General features: G+C 64.2%; 17 protein-coding genes. 8 read left to right on the top strand and 9 right to left on the bottom strand.

The genetic code is table 11. The annotated features are described in order from the left end of the window. Positions 1–44 precede the first annotated feature (44 nt). Positions 45–848: an IclR family transcriptional regulator gene (locus ACIOWL_RS00560; protein ID WP_400380347.1), complete on the top strand. Its 804-nt coding sequence runs from the start codon at positions 45–47 to the stop codon at positions 846–848. 28 nt (positions 849–876) lie between these two features. Here ACIOWL_RS00560 and ACIOWL_RS00555 read toward each other — a convergent pair whose 3' ends face one another. From ACIOWL_RS00555 to efeU, 8 genes are all read right to left on the bottom strand, one after another. Next, a complete protein-coding gene (locus ACIOWL_RS00555; protein WP_400380344.1) occupies positions 877–1902 on the bottom strand; it encodes a 2-hydroxyacid dehydrogenase in 1026 nt (341 codons plus the stop codon). Next, positions 1854–2816 (bottom strand): hydroxymethylglutaryl-CoA lyase, encoded by a 963-nt coding sequence (locus ACIOWL_RS00550; protein WP_400380341.1) that lies wholly within the window; start codon positions 2814–2816, stop codon positions 1854–1856. The genes ACIOWL_RS00555 and ACIOWL_RS00550 overlap by 49 nt, the downstream gene beginning before the upstream one ends. Continuing rightward, a complete protein-coding gene (locus ACIOWL_RS00545; RefSeq protein WP_400380338.1) occupies positions 2813–4072 on the bottom strand; it encodes a CaiB/BaiF CoA transferase family protein in 1260 nt (419 codons plus the stop codon). Before ACIOWL_RS00545 ends, ACIOWL_RS00550 begins: the two co-directional genes overlap by 4 nt. A 35-nt stretch (positions 4073–4107) precedes the next feature. After that, the gene (locus ACIOWL_RS00540; RefSeq protein ID WP_400380335.1) at positions 4108–5526 is read right to left on the bottom strand and encodes a GntP family permease; all 1419 of its coding nucleotides are present in this window, start codon (positions 5524–5526) and stop codon (positions 4108–4110) included. A 150-nt stretch (positions 5527–5676) separates the two neighbouring features. Next, complete coding sequence (locus ACIOWL_RS00535; RefSeq protein WP_400380332.1) at positions 5677–6861, bottom strand: thiolase family protein; 1185 nt, start codon at positions 6859–6861, stop codon at positions 5677–5679. A 69-nt stretch (positions 6862–6930) separates the two neighbouring features. Next, positions 6931–8214: an iron uptake transporter deferrochelatase/peroxidase subunit gene (gene efeB, locus ACIOWL_RS00530; RefSeq protein ID WP_400380330.1), complete on the bottom strand. Its 1284-nt coding sequence runs from the start codon at positions 8212–8214 to the stop codon at positions 6931–6933. Between the two features lie 66 nt (positions 8215–8280). Continuing rightward, on the bottom strand, positions 8281–9432 hold the full coding sequence (gene efeO / locus ACIOWL_RS00525; RefSeq protein WP_400380327.1) for an iron uptake system protein EfeO: 1152 nt from the start codon (positions 9430–9432) through the stop codon (positions 8281–8283). Positions 9433–9460: 28 nt separating this feature from the next. Further along, a complete protein-coding gene (efeU, locus tag ACIOWL_RS00520) occupies positions 9461–10297 on the bottom strand; it encodes an iron uptake transporter permease EfeU (RefSeq protein WP_400380324.1) in 837 nt (278 codons plus the stop codon). Positions 10298–10573: 276 nt separating this feature from the next. On the opposite strand from efeU, the gene ACIOWL_RS00515 reads away from it, so the two are divergent. Beyond that, entirely contained in the window at positions 10574–12391 is a 1818-nt protein-coding gene (locus ACIOWL_RS00515; protein WP_400380322.1) for a DUF222 domain-containing protein, read from the top strand. Between the two features lie 42 nt (positions 12392–12433). Here the strand turns inward: ACIOWL_RS00515 and ACIOWL_RS00510 are convergent, their stop codons facing one another. Next, positions 12434–13063, bottom strand: coding sequence for a LysE family translocator (locus ACIOWL_RS00510; RefSeq protein WP_400380320.1), 630 nt, complete (start codon positions 13061–13063; stop codon positions 12434–12436). Between the two features lie 261 nt (positions 13064–13324). Here ACIOWL_RS00510 and rpsP point away from each other — a divergent pair, with 261 nt between their 5' ends. From rpsP to lepB, 6 genes are all read left to right on the top strand, one after another. After that, complete coding sequence (rpsP, locus tag ACIOWL_RS00505) at positions 13325–13735, top strand: 30S ribosomal protein S16 (RefSeq protein WP_400380317.1); 411 nt, start codon at positions 13325–13327, stop codon at positions 13733–13735. A 2-nt stretch (positions 13736–13737) separates the two neighbouring features. After that, positions 13738–13980 carry an RNA-binding protein gene (locus tag ACIOWL_RS00500; RefSeq protein WP_047118965.1) on the top strand — a complete coding sequence of 81 codons (243 nt, stop codon included), beginning with the start codon at positions 13738–13740 and terminating at the stop codon, positions 13978–13980. A 137-nt stretch (positions 13981–14117) separates the two neighbouring features. Then, positions 14118–14660, top strand: a complete 543-nt coding sequence (rimM, locus tag ACIOWL_RS00495; RefSeq protein WP_400380313.1) for a ribosome maturation factor RimM — start codon at positions 14118–14120, stop codon at positions 14658–14660. Further along, positions 14660–15484, top strand: coding sequence for a tRNA (guanosine(37)-N1)-methyltransferase TrmD (gene trmD, locus ACIOWL_RS00490; RefSeq protein ID WP_400380310.1), 825 nt, complete (start codon positions 14660–14662; stop codon positions 15482–15484). Before rimM ends, trmD begins: the two co-directional genes overlap by 1 nt. Positions 15485–15744: 260 nt before the next feature. Beyond that, on the top strand, positions 15745–16104 hold the full coding sequence (gene rplS / locus ACIOWL_RS00485; RefSeq protein WP_400380307.1) for a 50S ribosomal protein L19: 360 nt from the start codon (positions 15745–15747) through the stop codon (positions 16102–16104). Between the two features lie 13 nt (positions 16105–16117). Continuing rightward, positions 16118–16765 (top strand): signal peptidase I, encoded by a 648-nt coding sequence (gene lepB, locus ACIOWL_RS00480; RefSeq protein ID WP_400380305.1) that lies wholly within the window; start codon positions 16118–16120, stop codon positions 16763–16765. Positions 16766–17169: the final 404 nt, after the last annotated feature.

The following is a 17169-nucleotide window of genomic DNA, read 5'->3' as shown; positions in this document are numbered from 1 at the left end:
CCTGCGGTGGACGGGCCGAACGCCCATGGAATAATCTCGGTTTTATGTCGAAGACCGAAACCGGAACCACAAACAACAATTCCCTGTTGGTGCTGGGAAAAATCAGCTCAATCCTTGATTCCTTCTCTCTGCGTGAACCGGTTTTGACCCTGGCAGACATCCGCGAGGCCACCACCCTGCCCACCTCAACGGTTCAACGTCTGGTGGCCAATCTGGTGGGCCAGGGTTTCCTGGACCGTGAGGGCGACGGATACCGGATCGGCATGAAAATGGCATATTGGGCCGCTCCGGCCACCCGCGGCAAAGAAGTACTTGACGTCATCAGCCCGCTGCTGGCCAACCTGCGCGACCTCACGGGGGAGACCACGTGCCTGTTCCGTGCCGAACAGCACCTGCGGGTGTGTGTCGGGATCGCCGAAACCCGGCACATGCTGCGCCGCGAGATGCACCTGGGAAAGCTCGCGCCGCTGCATGCCGGGTCCGCCGGCCGGGTCCTGCTGGCCTGGAACCCCGCCCTGCTGGAGGAAATCCTGGCCTCCGACCTGGAATCGCTGACCACCACCACGATCACCACGGCGGATGACCTGCGATTGGCGGCCGCCCAGACCCGCGCCGACGGAATGGCGATCACCACCGGGGAACGTGAATCCGGGGCCTCGGGCCTCTCGGCACCGGTGTTCGACTCGGCGGCCTCGCTGGTGGCGGCGGTGACCATCAGCGGGCCGAGCCTGCGGATGCCCCGTTCGGTGTGCGAGGGCTGGATCGAACCGCTGCTGGAAACCGCCGAGCAAATGACGCGCCTGATCGGCGGCCGTTTCCCCGGCGAATCCCTGCGCCCCTCGGTATAACCCAACTCCGGTCTAATCCAACCCCGGCCTAAGGCAGCACGGGGTGCGGCGGGGTGTTCCCGCGGGCCATGGCCAGTGCGTTCAGGGCGCTGAGCCGGGCCATTTCGGCGCGCACCTCGACGGTGGCGCTGCCGACATGGGGCAGCAGCACGGTGTTGGGCAATTCGGCCAGCCCGGGGGCGAGGGCCGGCTCGTCCTCGTACACATCCAGCCCGGCCCCGGCGATCCAGCCTTCGTTCAGGGCCCGCACCAGGGCGCTTTCCTGGAGAATCGGACCGCGCGCGGTGTTCACCAGAATCGCGCTTGATTTCATCGCTCGCAGCACCGCTTCATCAACCAGGTGACGGGTTTGCTCGGTCAGCGGCACATGCAGCGAGAGAAAATCGCTGTCCGCCACCAGCTGCTCCCAGGACACCTGCTGCACCCGGCCGGCGAACTCGCCAAGTTCCTGCTCACCGACCACCCGATCGCCAGGCGGGCGCGGGGCAAAAATCACCCGCATGCCGAAAGCCAGGGCGCGGCGCGCGGTGGCGCGGGCAATCCGCCCGAACCCGGCCAAACCAAGGACCTTTCCGGAGACATCGGAACCAAGCATCAGCTGCGGCGCCCAACCGGTGAATCCGCCGGTGCGCACCAGCGCATCGGCCTCGATGACCCGGCGTGCGGTGCCCAGGATCAGCAGCAGGGCGATATCCGCGGTGGCGTCGGTGAGCACCCCGGGGGTGTTGGCCACCTGGATTCCGGCGCTGGTTGCCGCCGCCACATCGATGTTGTTGTAACCCACCGCGTAGTTGGCGATCCCCTTGATGTTGGCCCGGGCCAGCAGCGGTGCGTCTATCCGGTCGCGCAGCTGGGTGATCACCACGTCGTAGCTGCCGCTGGCGCACAGCTCGGCCAGTTCCGGGTAACTCGGCGGCGTGGCAGGAACACACAGCTGCGCCTCGCGGGTCAATAAGCTTCCCGCCGGTTCCGGCAGCTGAGCGGTGCACAGGATCGTGGGGCGGCTCACAGGCTCGGCTCGCAGGCAGGGCTCTGCGCGGAGTTGATGACCCATTCAAAGGCCTGCGCCTTGGACCGGGCGCCCTGGGCCGACTTCGAGCGGTTCGGTTCACCCAGTTCGCCCAGCAGGGATTCGGAGAGCTGCACCAGGGCGGCGAAAACCTGCGGGTTCAGCCAGTTGGGGCGGGTGGCGAAAAGGATGTCCTCGGTGGAGGTGTTGCCGCTGGCGCCGGGGGCGAACGGACAGCCGCCCAGTCCGCCCAGCGCCCCGTCGACCACCGCGGCCCCGGAGGCGATCGCGGCCAAGGTGTTGGCCACCCCCAAACCCCAGGTGTCATGCCCGTGGTACACGATGCGCCGCGCGGGAGTTTCGGCGCGCACCCGGCTGATCAGCGAGCCGACCTGCGCCGGGTAGGCCTGGCCCAGGGTGTCGCAGATGACGATGTCGCAGGTTCCGGCCGCCCGCGGGTCATTGGCGATGGCAAGGATCCGTTCCTCGGGCACCGGACCGTCAAAGGGGCAGGTGAAGCTGGTGGCCAGGCACAGCTGGATCTTGCCGTTGACCTGTTGGGTGTAGCGCACCGCTTCGGGCAGGGCGGCCAGGCTTGCCTCGGTGCTGCGCCCGATGTTCGCCTGGTTGTGCTGATCCGAGGCGGAGAGGCAATACTGGAAGTTGCGCAGGCCCGCGGCGGCGGCCTTGGCCACATGCCCCGGGGTGGCCACCCACACCCAGCAGCGTTCAAGCTCCTGCTCGGTCAGCGCCGCGGCCACCTCCAAGGTGTTGGCCATGGGAGGCACCAGATCGGCCCGGGCCATGGAACCCAGTTCGATCTCCGGGACCCCCAGCCTGATAAGCTCGCGCACCACCGCGACCTTGCGTTCGGTGCTCAGCAGTTTGCCGGTCAGTTGCAGGCCGTCGCGCAGGGTGACATCTCGCAGGATCACGGGTGCGGTGTCAGCGGTGTTCATACCAGGGTTCCTTCGGTGTTCGAGATTGCGGGGGTTGAAGCGGCGGAGATGGCGGCGGCATCCATGCCCAGCAGCCCGCCGAGGATTTCTTGGGTGTGCTCGCCCAGGTCCGGGCCCAGGGACCGGATGGGCAGCGAGGTGCCGCCGAGCACCGGGACGATGCCCGGGAAACTCACGTCCTCAAGCACCTCGTCACCGGTTGAGACCGGCAGCTTCTGGATCATGTTCCGGGCCGCGTATTGCGGCTCGGCGCCGATATCCGCCGCGGTGTAGATGGGGCCGGCCGGGACTCCGGCCTCTTCCAGCAGGTCCAGGGCTTCGGCGGCCGGTAGGGTGGCGGCCCAGTCGCCGATGGCCGCATCAAGCAGCTCGCGGGCCTCCCAGCGTTGCGCATTGGTCTGCAGGTTTTCATCGGTGCCCAGCTCCGGGCGCCCGATGGCCTGCATGTAGCGCCGGTAAATCGCGTCCCCGTTGCCGGCCACCACGATGCTCGCCCCGTCGGCGCAGACATACGCGTTGGACGGGGCGATCCCTTCCATGCGCCCGCCGGTGCGCTGCCGGTCATCGCCGTAGGCGTCGTGGTCCGGGATCAGCGATTCCATCATGGAGAACATCGCCTCGTGCAGCGCCACGTCGATGATCCGCCGATTCAGCGGGATCTTCGCCGCCGCACCGCGCAGCGTTTCGCGCTGGAACAGGGACATCACCGCGCCGAAGGCCGCATACAGTCCGGCAATCGAATCGCCGATCGACACCCCCACCCGCACCGGGGGACGGTCCGGGTCTCCCACCAGGTTGCGGAAACCGCTGAATGCCTCTGCGACGGCGGCGAATCCCGGACGCTGAGCCAGCGGTCCGGTCTGCCCGAAGGCGGAGATGCGGGTGATGATCAAATCGGGGTTCACCTCGTTGAGCACCTCGGGGCCCAGCCCCCATTTCTCCAGGGTGCCGGGGCGGAAGTTCTCCAGCAGCACGTCGCAGTGCTTGACCAGTTCCAGCACCGCCGCGCGTCCGGCGGCACTGCGCAGATCCAGCACCACGGATTTTTTGTTGCGGTTGATGGTGCGGTAGAGCATGGAGACCGAGCCCTTTTTCAGCCGCCAATTGCGCAGCTCATCCCCGGTGCCGGGGCGTTCGATCTTGATCACCTCCGCGCCGAAGTCAGCCAGCAGGCGTCCGGCGGTGGGCGCGGCGATGTAGTTGCCCAGCTCCAGCACCCGGACCCCGTGCAGCGGCGCAATGTTGGCAGTACTCATGATGTTGACCTTTCGTGAGGTGAGAAGAATACGGTTTAGAGGAAGATGCTCAGCGTGAGCACCATTCCCAGGGCCACCACGGAAGCGACCGAGACGCCGAAGGACACTGTTTTCAGCGCGCCTCGCACGGTTTGTCCCAGCAGCGTCTGCAGCAACCAGAAGGTATTGGAGGTGACGTGGACCATGAACAGCGAGCCGGCGCCGGCGGCCAGCGCGATCAGGATCGGATCAAGTCCCAGCACCGGAGCGATGGGGGCGAGCATCCCGGCGGCGGTAATGGCGGAGAGGGTGACCGACCCGACCGCGATGTGCAGCACCGCGGCAATCGCCCACACCACTACCAGCGGTGCGACCGCGCTGGCGGAGAAAAATCCACCCAGGATATCGCCCAGCCCGGCCGCCGCGACCGTGGCGGCCAGCGAACCGCCCACACCGGTCAGCAACAGGATCTGGCCGCTTTCCTTGAATCCCGTGGCGATGGCGTTTTCAACCCCCTGCTGGCCGATGGCAAACCGGCCAACAATGGTGGTGCCGATCAAGCCGATCAGCAGGGCGACCACCGGGTCGCCAAGCAGTTCCAGCGCCGGCACGTGGGCTTCCAGGATTTCCACGATCGCCCCGCCGGCGATCAGTGCCAGGGAGAGCAGCAGGGGAGCGAAAAGCATCAGCAACGGAGTTTCGCGCTGGGTTCGTGTGCTGGTGGCCACCGCCACGCCGGATCCGGCCGGCTCGCCCTGGCCTTCTGGCTCGGTGGGCGTCCGGGCGCCAACCCGCGGCTGGGAGGTGGGGAAATCCTCTTCCTCGAAAACATTCTGCTCATCCCGGCTGGCCTTCCAGAAACCGCGTTTGAACAAAAAGGACATGATGGCGATGGAAATCACCACGGTTGGCACCACCACCAGGAAACCGAAAATCAGCATCTTGCCCAGCGGCACACCCAGCAGTCCGGCCAGCGCCAGGGAGGCGACCCCGGGAACCATGAAGACGATGCCGCATTCAAGGGCGATGGCCATGGCCGCCGCCATCCGTGCGGTGCCGAGCTTGCCCACCTTGGGTGCCATCCGCCGCGCCAGCGGGGCGGAAATCACCAGCAGCACGTCCAGGAAGATGGATTGCAGGGCCGTGGCGATGGCCAACGCCATGGTGTAGGGCAAATATTTGGGGCCGAAAACCTTCACCAGATGATCCACCAGCCGGCGAATGGCGCCGACATCGTTCAGGATTGAGCCCATCAGCACACCAAAGGCGATCAGCAGGCCGACCTCCACCATGATCTCGCCGAAACCTTCGGTAATTGTTTCGATGGTTTTGCTGACGCCCAGGCCGGTGGACAGGCCCAGGTAGAGGGAGCCGAGTACCAGGGAGATCACCGGGTTCACCTTGAACCGCACGATCAGCACCACGGTGGCGAGCACTGCCACCGCGGTATTGATCAGGATCGCTGTATCAGACATGAGGTTTCCGATCTGGGGGAGGGATGAGGGTTGAAAAGTGACCACCGCCACGTTCGCTAACTCATACTATGAGTTTAAACCCACGATGTAAACATTGTGATGCGATAAACCTCCAGAAAATGGGAAAACTCTAGGCCAGGCGTGTGCTTCTCACGCGCGTTTGAGCAGCATCGCAATTCCCTGCCCGCCGCCGATGCACAGGCTCACCACCGCGAATTCCAGGTCCCGGCGCGCCAGGTCCATGGCAGCCCGCAAGGCCAGGATGGCGCCGGTCGCACCCACCGGATGACCCAGCGCAATCGCTCCGCCGTAGGGGTTGACCTTCTCCGCCTCCAGCTTCGCATCGCGGATCACCGCGACCGCCTGCGCGGCAAAGGCCTCGTTCAGCTCGAACACGTCGATGTCACCCGGCCCCAGGCCGGTGTCGGCGAAAAGTTTGCGCAACGCAAAGGTTGGCGCGTAGCCCATCAGCCCCGGTTCCATGGCGGTCACCACCACATGCTCCACCGTGGCCAGCGCCGGCATACCGCGCTCGCGCACATACTCGCCGCGGGCCAACACCAGGGCCGCGGCCCCGTCGTTCACCCCGGAGGAGTTCCCGGCGGTTGCGGTTCCCTCCGGGGAAAACGCCGGTTTCAGCCCCGCCAGGGATTCACGGCTCACGGTCGGTCGCGGGTGCTCATCACGATCCGCCGCCGCACCGCCGATCAGGGTAGCCCCGAGGATTTCTTGGGTGAACACTTCCCGGGCCGTGGCGGTATCGGCGCGGCGCTGCGAGCCCAGGGCGAACTCATCCTGCTCCTCGCGCGGAACCCCGTACCGTGCGGCCACCGCATCCGCGGTGGTCCCCATGTGCTGGTTGCTGAACGGGTCGGTCAGCATCGCCAGGGTGCCGTGCTGCAGGGTGCGCGGGGCCAGGGAACGCCCCTGCCCACCCGAGTAGTCCAGGTACGGCATATTGGTCATCGATTCGTTCCCGCCGGCCACCACCACCTGCGTGGCGCCAACAGCCAGCGATTGGGCGGCGCTGAACACTGCCTGCAACCCGCTGCCGCACAGCCGGTTCACGTTAAACGCCGTGGTTTGTTGCGGCAACCCCGCACCCAATGCCACCCGCCGCGCATTGTAGGATTCCGGGCCTACCTGCCCGATACAGCCCATGATCACCTCGTCGACCTCCGCAGGCGCCAGCGAGCTGCGAGCTAAGGCCTCGCGCACCGCGGCCGATCCCAGCTGCGCGGTCCCAAGGTCCTTGTACATGCCGTTGAACCTGCCCACCGCGGTGCGCGCCCCGGCGATGATGGTGATCTTCTGCTGCCGCAATACCGTGTTCATGAGCCCTCCATCGCATAAGAGTTGTTGCGCCCAGTGTAGATCAGCATGGGTGCCGGCCCTCCCGCGGGATCAGGACTCGAAGAGCTGCTGGCCCAAATACTGGCCTTCGCTGATGCCCGGCAGCACCGCGTAGAGGCCGGAGGAGGTGTTGCGCAGGTATTCGCTCATCGCGTCGTTGGTGCTCATGGCGGTCTGCAACGGCACAAAGTGGGTGCGTGCGTCGATCACGAAGGCGATAAAAAACAGCCCCGCATCCAGCCGGCCCAAAACGTCGGAGCCATCGGTGTAATTAAACCCCCGGCGCAGCATCTGCACCCCCTGGTGGTTGGAGGGGTGCAGCACCGCAACGTGCGAGTCAACCGGGATGACCGGGCCGGCGGAACCCGCCATGGTGAAATCCGGGGCGCTGAACTCCTCGCCGCCGGATAAGGGCGCGCCGGTGGACTTCACCCGGCCCACCACGTTCTCCTGCTCACGTAGCGCCGAGCGGTCCCAGGTTTCAATCTGCATCCGGATCCGCCGGGTGACCATGTAGCTGCCGCCCACCATCCACGGCTGGTCGGTCGAGTCCGCCCCCACCCACACATGCTGGTTCAGCAGGTCCTGGTCATCGGCCAACAGGTTCGCGGTGCCGTCCTTGAACCCGAAGAGGTTGCGCGGGGTGGCCTGCGCCTTGGTGGTTTTGGCGGTGCGCCCGAATCCGATCTGGCTCCACCGCACCTGCACCGTGCCGAAGCCCAGGCGGGAGAGGTTGCGGATTGCATGCACCGCGACCTGCGGATCATCCGCGCAGGCCTGGACGACGATGTCCCCGCCGCTGCGCTGCGCCTCGATCTGGTCGCCGGAAAAATGCGGGAGCGTGATCAGCGCTTCGGGCAGTTTGCCCGCCAGAGCGAACCGGGGTTCGTCGGCCTCGGTGAGAAACAGGCTGCGCCCGAATCCCACGGTGACACTCAGATTCGCGGCGTCCAGGTCCATCGCCTCGCCGGTGTCCGCCGGCGGGGCGTCGTAGGAGCCGGAGGCCGGATCCTCGGAGCCAATCTGCCGCCCCTGGGTCATCGCCGCGATCGCCGCGGTCCACTGCGCCAGCAGGGCGATCAGCTTGGCCCGGTCCTCGGTGATGACGTCGAAGACGGCGATGTGCATCCGGTCCTGGGCCGCGGTGGTGATCCCGGCCTGATGGGTGCCGTAGAAGTCGACCACATTGGCCGCCGCGCGGGAGTTCGCCGCCTCGCGCAAGCCCGCGTGGGCCAGCGCGCCGATGGCCAGGCCCGCGCCGCCGGCACCCGCCGACGTCAGCAGCGCACGGCGCGACAGGCGGGGTTTGTTCTCACCGGCAGGTTCTCGGGACACGTCATACTTCCTCGGGTGGTAAGGTGCTGGGCACGGCCGCTGGCCGCGCCCCACGGGCAGCGGCTGCTACTTGATGACTGCTGCGGTCAGCTTGGACAGCGGCTCGGACAGCGCGTCGACCCCGGCCGACAGCTCCTGGACCTGCTCCTTGCTCAGCTCGGTGTACAGCTTGAAGCCATCGCCTTCACGATACTGGTCAAGGCGCGCCTGCAGCGAGTCGAAGTTCTCCTTCAGCTGCGCATCGAGCTCGTCATCGGTTCCCACCAGCAGCGGCTGCAGGTCCTGGTAGGCGATTTTCGCGCCTTCCATATTCGCCTGGAAGTCCCACAAATCGGTGTGCGAGAAGGTCTCTTCCTCGCCGGTGACCTTGCCGGTGGCGACCTCGTCGAGCAGCGACTTGGCGCCGTTGGCCAGCTGATCCGGGGTGTAGCTCAATTCCTGGGTGCGATCGTAGAGCTCCTTGGTGTTTTCCACCATGCCGTCCGCGATCTCCTGGCGCTCTTTGCCGGTCATCTTGGTGTAGCCCGACGGGGCCCAGAGGTCCTTCTCCGCGCGGTGCCAGCCGGTGAATTCCTCGCCCTCGGCCAGGTCTGCCTCGCGGGCGTCCAGGATCGGGTCCAGGTCGCCGAAGGACTCGGCCACCGGCTCGATGCGTTCCCAGTGCATACGGGTTGCCGCGTACAGTTCCTTGGCCTTCGCCTCGTCCCCGGCGGCGAACGCGTCGGCGAATTCCTGGGTACCGCGCACCAGCTGCTCGGTCTGGTCCTTCACATAGGCGGCGTACTGGGTGGCGGCGGTGCGCTGCATGGTGGCGCGGTCCGCGGAGACTTCCTGGCCGTCGGCTGCGGCGGTCACGGTGAAGGCCGAACGGATCCCGTCGCCCACCATGCCGGGTTTGCAGGAGGCGAAGTAGCTTCCCTCAGGGGCCAGCACCACCAAGTCGCGGGTCACGCCGGGGCCCACGTTCTCCACTTCGCCCACGATGCGCAGGCCGTCGTCGGCCAGCAGGTAGAACTCGTTGATTTTGGTGCCGTCGTTTTTCACGTTGAACTTCAAGGTGCCACCCGGCGCGGTGTCGGTGGACACGGTGCACGAATCATCGGTGGCAACCACGTCGATGGCGCCGTCGGCCGACGCGTCGGCGTTGTTATCGGTGCAGCCGGTCAGGGCCAAGGCGCCCAGAGCCAGCATCGCGGCAGGTGCGAGGATCTTTTTCACGAGGTAATTCCTAAAGGGGTAGTAGCAGTTAGTTGTTGTCCGCAGCGGACTTTGCCGCGCGCGAATCGGCGGTGATTTTGCGCAGGTAGAAAAACATCACCGGCACCAGGTAGGCCCACCAGGCGATGGCCGCCAGCCACGGGGTGGAAGGATTGAAGTTGAACACACCCTGCAGCACGGTTCCCAGCCAGCCGGACGGGGCGATCACCGAGGTGACGTCGTAGGCCAGGTTGTTCAGCCCCGGCAGCACCCCGGCCTCTTGCAGGTCGTGGATGCCGTAGGAGAACACCCCGGCGGCGACCACCACAAGCGCGGCCCCGGTCCAGGCGAAAAATGTGGAGAGCTTGATTTTCACGATGCCGCGGTGCAAAAGCATCCCGATCACGATCGCGCAGACGATCCCCAGCAGAGCCCCGAGCAGCGGCTGCCAGGTTTCCCCGGTGCTGCGGGCCGCGGCCCAGATGAAGAGCGTGGTCTCCAGCCCTTCGCGGCCCACCGACAGCGCGCCGACCAGCACCAGGCCCCACACCGAGCCGTCGGCCGCCATGTCGACCTGGTTTTTCAAATCCTGGTTCAGCGTTTTCGAGGCGCCGGCCATCCAAAAAATCATCCAGGTCACCAAGCCGGCGGCGATGATCGACAAACCGCCGCCGATGATCTCCTGCGCCTGAAAGGTCAGTCCCCGCGGGCCGAAGGTCAGCAGCGCGCCGAATGCCAGCGACACCGCCACCGCAAACGCCACGCCGGCCCAAATGCGGGGCAACAGGTTCCGGCGATCGGTTTTGGTGAGATAGGCGATCAGCAGGACCACAATGAGTACCGCTTCAAGCCCTTCGCGCAGGCCGATCAAAAAATTTCCGAGCATGGTGTCGTGCTTTCACAGGTCTGAGGAGCGCAGGGGGCGAGTGCCCGGTGCGGCGCAGCCATCACCGAGCACGGCAATGGTTGCAGAGGCCAACAGAATCTAAGGTTAGCCTAAACTCACAAGTAACAGAACCATTTCAGCCGCTTTCCGGATCCGTCACGGTTCGCACCCGGGTTTTGGCGCGTGGCGAAGCCGCCGCTAAAAAAAGTTTCACACTTCTCCACAGTTCGTCGTGCGCCGCGGCGCCTCATGCAGGACGGCGCTCAAGCTGGGTCCATGAGTATTCACCAGCTAGCCGCAGCACTTCAGGTCTTGCGCGAAGTTTTCACCGGGAGCATCCCGCGCGGCGCCGCCGCCGTGGTGCTTGAGGTGATGGCTTCATGCTGCGCGCTGCTGGTGAAACTCTCCGAGGTCCTGCGCGGCATGGATGACCCGCGGGTTGCCGCCGCCCATGCCCAGCTCGTCGAAGACGTCAGCCACTATTGCCAGCGCGAACAGCTGCGCAGCCAGATTCACCTGGAATCCACCGGGGCTCACCTGCTCGCAGACCAAGAACTCAGCGCCCTGCGCGCCGCCCACGACGCCAACTCCTACACCCGGTTGAACCTCGCCGCCGCCCCGAAGCAGCATTCGGGCCGCGCGCACTACCAGAACACCGAGGATTTCACCGCCAGCTGGCTGGGCTTGAACTACCATGGCGCCGCCGCGCGACTGAAGGAGGCCCACCTGCTCATCGCCCGCCGGGGCATGGATGGAAGCGCCCGCACCCCGCGCCTGGCCCGTCTCGCCCAGCTGTACACCGCGCCCGGCAACATCGACCCGAGTCGCATTATCCAGGCCGCCCGCGCGCTGGACAAGCTCGAACCGGCGGACACCTGTTTCGAGGGGGCACCGCTGCCGCCCACCGCCCGGCACCGCGACGGCGCATTCATGCAAGACCACGTCCTCGCCGCGCTGAGCGAACCGAACCGCACCACCAGTGAAAAACTTGTCTCCGCGCTCTTCGCCGAGTACCGTGCCGATCACGGCAAAAACACGTCGCCGAGCACCGGGATCTTCTTCCGCGGGACCCGCGGGGATGTCGACTGCTACGACGTGCGCACCAAGGGGGAGCAGGCCGAGCAGCTGCGCTCACTCCTGGGCCAGGCTGATAACCCGCGCACCGAAGCCGGCAAGGCAGCACGCAACGCGAAGAGCACCTCCACTCATGACGGAGCGCAAAATTCCGCGAGCGGCGATACCTCGCACCAGGACGCAGCCCCACCCCAGGACACGGCCGCGCACGACGACCTTTTCAGCTCATCCGACCCCGCCCCGCCGTGGGCCGGCATCGATTCCGAGCCCGAGGAAACAATCAACCTTCACCAGCGGCGTGCCGAAGCCGACGCAACCCAAGAAACCTTGTGCGACGAGACTGAACAAGATTTTGAGTTTGTAGATTCCGCCGAAGAGGCCGCAGAGGCCGCCGACGGGCAGCGGCATACCGACTTCAGCGACCAGGATCCCGAGCTTGGCGGCGATGCGGATGTGTCCCCGGCCCAACGCCGGCTCAACGCATTCCTTGCCGCCCTGATGGCGGGCAATGCGGCGAACGGACGCAAAACCATCACACCCCGGGTGGGAATCCATATTCAATTGGAGTCGTTGGAGGATTTGCGGCACCCCGAGAGGCTGAGTTCAACCACGGATCACGGGCTAACCCTGAATGCCGCCGAAACCGGCAGGCTGATCTGCGAAGGAGCGATCTACCGGGTGATTTTCGGGCCCGATGGACAACCCCTGGATGTGGGGCGAACCCAACGCTTCTTCACCGAGGCGATCAAACGCGCCGCCCTGGCCCGCGACCGGGGATGTATTGTGCCCGGCTGTACCGCGCCGCCTGAAATGATCGAGTACCACCACGATGACTGGTGGGAGCACGGCGGAAAAACCAGCTGCCGCAACGCGTCCTGCCTGTGCCGGCGGCATCACCTGGCGATCCACGCCGGCCTGCTGACCCTGGTTAAAATCGGGGGACTGGCTCACATCTTGTTCCCCAAACACCTCGACCCGCTGCAGATACCGCAAAGAAACCGGGTGTACACCGCTGCCTAAAACCAGCTGAACCGACCCCGCCCGACCAATGAATGGCGCCAGCTAGGGACGGGAGAGCGCGACCTTCAAGCCGGATCCGACCAGCACGGTACCGGTAATCCGATCCATCCACGTCACGGCCTTGGGGGTGCTCAACCATTTGCCGGCAAGGCTGGCTCCGAGGATCAGCACACCAGCCCAGGCGAGAGTCAGCACCACATGCACCGTCGACAGGGCAATACCCATCAGCAACGCGTTGGCGTCGGCCGGGGTGAACTGGGGAATGGCGGCGATGTAGAACACGCCAATTTTCGGATTCAGCAGGTTGGTGACGAGCCCGGTGCCGAAGGCCTTCCAGCGGCTGGTGGCAACCACCACCTGTGTCGCGGCGACTTCTTTTCGGCGCAGCGAACGGTAAATCATCTGCCCGCCCAGGAAGATCAAATAGGCCGCGCCGGCATAGGTGAGCAGTTGATAGGCCAGGTGGGAGGCGGCCAGCACCGCGGAGGCCCCGGCGGCGGCCACGATGCCCCACACAAATACCCCGGAACAGATGCCCAGGGCTGCGACCAACGCATCAATCCGACTTCGAGTCACGGCCGATCGCAGGATCAGCGCGGTGTCAACACCCGGAACCAGGGTCATCAATGCGGCAACAACGGCGAAGGCAAGCAGTGCAGAAGTAACGGTCATACAATAAATGGTAGGGCTAGCAACCGGTAAATAGTCGGGCGCACCCGGTAAGTGATCAAGCTCATTGGCTTCACCGGCACGCTGGTGCGCTGAGCAATTGGTTTGCGCCCGCAATCTCTGGCATAATTGCAGGGTACTCGATTTGTTATGGACCCTCTCTCCGTTCCGAATCCTGTCCTTTTAGAACTCAAGTTAGTAAGGCCTGCCCCACAGGTGCACAACGCTTGGTTCGACCATGTTGAGAAACAGGAGACCACTAAAGTGGCCGTAAAGATTCGTCTGAAGCGCTTCGGTAAGATGCGCGCACCTTTCTACCGCGTTGTTGTCATGGACTCGCGCTCCAAGCGCGATGGCCGTGCCATCGAGGAGATCGGCAAGTACCACCCGACCGAGCACCCTTCGATCATCGAGATCGATTCGGAGCGCGCTCAGTACTGGCTTTCCGTTGGCGCTCAGCCAACCGAGCAGGTACACGCTCTGCTGAAGATCACCGGTGACTGGCAGAAGTTCAAGGGCATCGATGGCCAGGAAGGCACCTACCAGGTTGCCGAGCCTAAGCCAGCATTCGTTGCTCCTGACAAGGGCTCGGTCATCCTCAAGGAAGCCATCACCAAGAAGGCTGAAAAGCCAGCTGCCGAAGAGGCAGAGGCTGAAGCTACCGAGGCTGAGTAATCATGCTCGTTGATGCGCTAGACCACTTGGTACGCGGGGTTGTCGAGGAACCGGAGGATGTTCAGGTTGCCCTGAAGTCCACCCGCCGCGGCGACCTGCTCGAAGTACGTGTGAATCCGGATGATCTTGGTCGTGTGATCGGTCGTCAGGGACGCACTGCCCGGGCGCTGCGCACCGTGATGGCAGCGTTGGCCAAGGAGCCGATTCGTGTTGATGTGATCGACACGGATCGACGCCGAGGCTGAACATCTTAGGGGTTCGACGTTGTTTGAACCTCATCATTGAAGGAGTTTCCGCACCACCATGCGGGAGCTCCTTCAGTGTTTTATTCCAGTTTTATTCCCCGTCTGAAGTCATCCACCGAAGAAAAGGTTCAGCGAACATGCGATTGCAGGTAGCCCGCATCGGCAAGCCCCACGGCATCCGTGGCGAAGTCACGGCCCAGGTCCTTACCGACGCGCCCGAAGAACGCTTCATTGCCGGCGAGGTACTGCACGTCACCGATGGACCGGTGAGCGAGCTGACCATCAAAAACGCCCGCTGGAACAAGGCCATCTTGTTGCTGTCCTTCGAGGAGATCACGGATCGCAACATCGCCGAGACCCTGCGCGGATCCCGCCTCGAGATCGAGGTGAGTGAAGAGCCGGAAGACGACTCGGATGAGTGGTACGAGCACGAGCTGCAGGACCTGAAGGTGATCCACAACGGCGTCCAGGTGGGTGTGGTGACCGCGCTGCGCACCAATCCCGCACAGGACCTGCTGGTTTTTGAAAACTCCGACGGTGAAGAGGTCTACCTGCCGTTTGTGGACGAGTTCGTCCCCGAAATCGATACACAGGCCGGCACCTTGCGAATCACCCCTCCGGCCGGTCTGCTCGAGCTGAACACCGAAGATTCCTCAGCCGCAGAGGGAGAGGGCAACTAGTGCGCCTGGATGTCATCTCCATCTTCCCCGAGTATCTGGACCCGTTGCGGCTCTCGCTGATCGGACGCGCGGCCCAAGACGGCATCCTTGAGCTGAATGTCACCAACCTGCGCGACTTCACCACGGACAAGCACCGCAAGGTCGACGACACCCCGTACGGCGGAGGCGCGGGCATGGTGATGATGCCCGAACCCTGGGGCCAGGCCCTGGACGCGGTTCGCTCGCAGGCGGCGGTGGAGAAGAAGCCGATCCTCATCGTTCCTTCGCCGGCCGGTGCCGTGTTCAACCAGCAGATGGCCTACGAGCTGGCCGATGAAGACCACCTGGTGTTCGCCTGCGGCCGCTATGAGGGCATCGACGAGCGGGTCATCGAGTACGCGCAGGAGAACTTCACGGTGATCCCGGTGTCCATCGGCGACTATGTGCTTAACGGCGGCGAGGTCGCGGTGATGGTGATGGTGGAGGCCATCGCCCGGCTGATCCCGGGTGTCATCGGCAATCCCGAGTCGCTGGTTGAAGAATCGCACTCCGACGTGTTGCTGGAGTACCCGGTTTACACCAAGCCAGCCTCGTGGCGCGGCCGCGAGGTGCCCGAGGTTTTGCTCGGCGGAAATCATCACCGCGTCGCCCGCCATCGCCGGGATGAGCAGATCAAACGCACCGCCGAACGGCGTCCGGACCTGATTTCCCAGCTGGAGGTTCAGTCTCTGAACCGGCGTGACCGCGATGCCCTGTGGCATAACGGTTTTGCGGTCATCGACGATGAAATCCTGCCCAAATCGCAGCTCGACTGGGCCACCGGCGCCGGGACCGAGGCGGACTAACGCGCCTCACGAGGGCAACATCACCCGGGCGACGATCTCCGCGGTGTTCGCCTGCGGCCGGTTTATATGGCAAAATTGATTCTTGGTGTGTTTTGTCCGATTCCTGCCGCAGGGGGATCCCGGACTTCAAAAACCGCCGCATCGGTTGCTAAAGCCAGCCGATGGCAAACGTTCCGGGGAGTTCGGCGCCTTGCAAGGCGCACGAAGAGCCCCGCTACGAGGATTCGGTGACCTGCGGCATTGATCCTAGGAGATGCACCATGCATATTCTTGACTCTGTAAACGCAGCCAGCCTGCGCTCCGACGTTCCTGCATTCGGTCCTGGCGACACCCTGAAGGTGCACGTCAACATCATCGAAGGCAAGAACTCCCGTGTTCAGGTCTTCCAGGGCTACGTAATGGGCCGTCAGGGCCACGGCGTAGGCGAGACCTTCACCGTTCGCAAGGTTTCCTTCGGCACCGGCATCGAGCGTACCTTCCCAGTTCACTCCCCAATCATCGACAAGATTGAGGTTGTGTCCAAGGGCGATGTGCGCCGCGCCAAGCTGTACTACATGCGCGATCGTCACGGCAAGGCTGCTCGCATCCGCGAGAAGCGCGACTTCAGCGGCAAGAAGTAATCTGCGTTCTTCGATGAAGCAGATTGCTCGCCCCGAAGCGGCAATCACGAAGCGCCGGGCCTTTTACTGGGTCTGGCGCTTCGCTGTTCTCGCCGTCATCTGCGCACTGATCGCCGTGGTCGTCATCCGCGCATTTTTTGTCGACGTGTTCAGCATCCGCTCGGATTCAATGCAGCCCACCCTGAACCCGGGCCAGTCGATCTCGGTCGATCGGCGCGCCTACACAGACTCCGATCCCCAACGCGGGGACGTCATCGTGTTCGATGGCCGCGGCTCATTCCTTCCCTATGCCCGTTCGACGGTACTCGATGACCTCACCGGCGCCCTAAAGCTTTCGGGCAGCTCCAACTCCTACGTTAAACGGGTGATCGGCATCGGCGGCGACACGGTTGAATGCTGCACCGTGGACGGCAAGCTGGCGGTCAATGGTCAGCCGCTTGACGAACCCTATCTCTACCCGGGTGACGCACCGAGTGAGGTGAACTTCGTGGCCGAAGTACCCGCAGGCCGTGTGTGGGTCATGGGGGACCACCGCTTGGTATCGCAAGACTCCCGATCCCTGCTGGGAGCCAGCGGAGGCGGCATGATCAGCCTCGATCGCATCAACGGGCGCGTCACCAACATCATCTGGCCATCGGAGCAACGCACCGAAATCCGCTAGGGCATGGATGCGGCAACGTAGTTATCGGCCGCACCCCCGCACCCACGCATGATGCACTCGTGCGTGGGTGTTTCTGCGTCTGCGCGGCTTTCGGCGGTGGCCGCGCTTGAAAGCTCAAGAACGAAACAGAGGTTAACAAACCCGCACATGGGCGGTTCCACAAGGGTAAACAGCCTGAGTCGACACGCTGCAGTTAATATCAATTTTGGATAATTCTGCGGACATTTTCGAATCTGCTCAGCACGCTGAGCGGATTCTGTGCAAAAATACATCTTACGCCAAGCTGACTAGGCGGAAGAAAGAGTAGCTGAATCTTCAACTTTTTGAGTTAGTGCACCAAGTGTGTGCAGGGCAAAATTTACGAAGTCTACTTGACTAGGCGTAATGCGATCCCGTGTTTATAC

The sequence above is a fragment of the Glutamicibacter sp. NPDC087344 genome (assembly GCF_044744225.1).
Lineage (GTDB): Bacteria > Actinomycetota > Actinomycetes > Actinomycetales > Micrococcaceae > Glutamicibacter.
The sequence above is the reverse complement of the archived record's forward strand: the minus strand, read 5'-3'. Positions and strand labels throughout refer to the sequence as shown.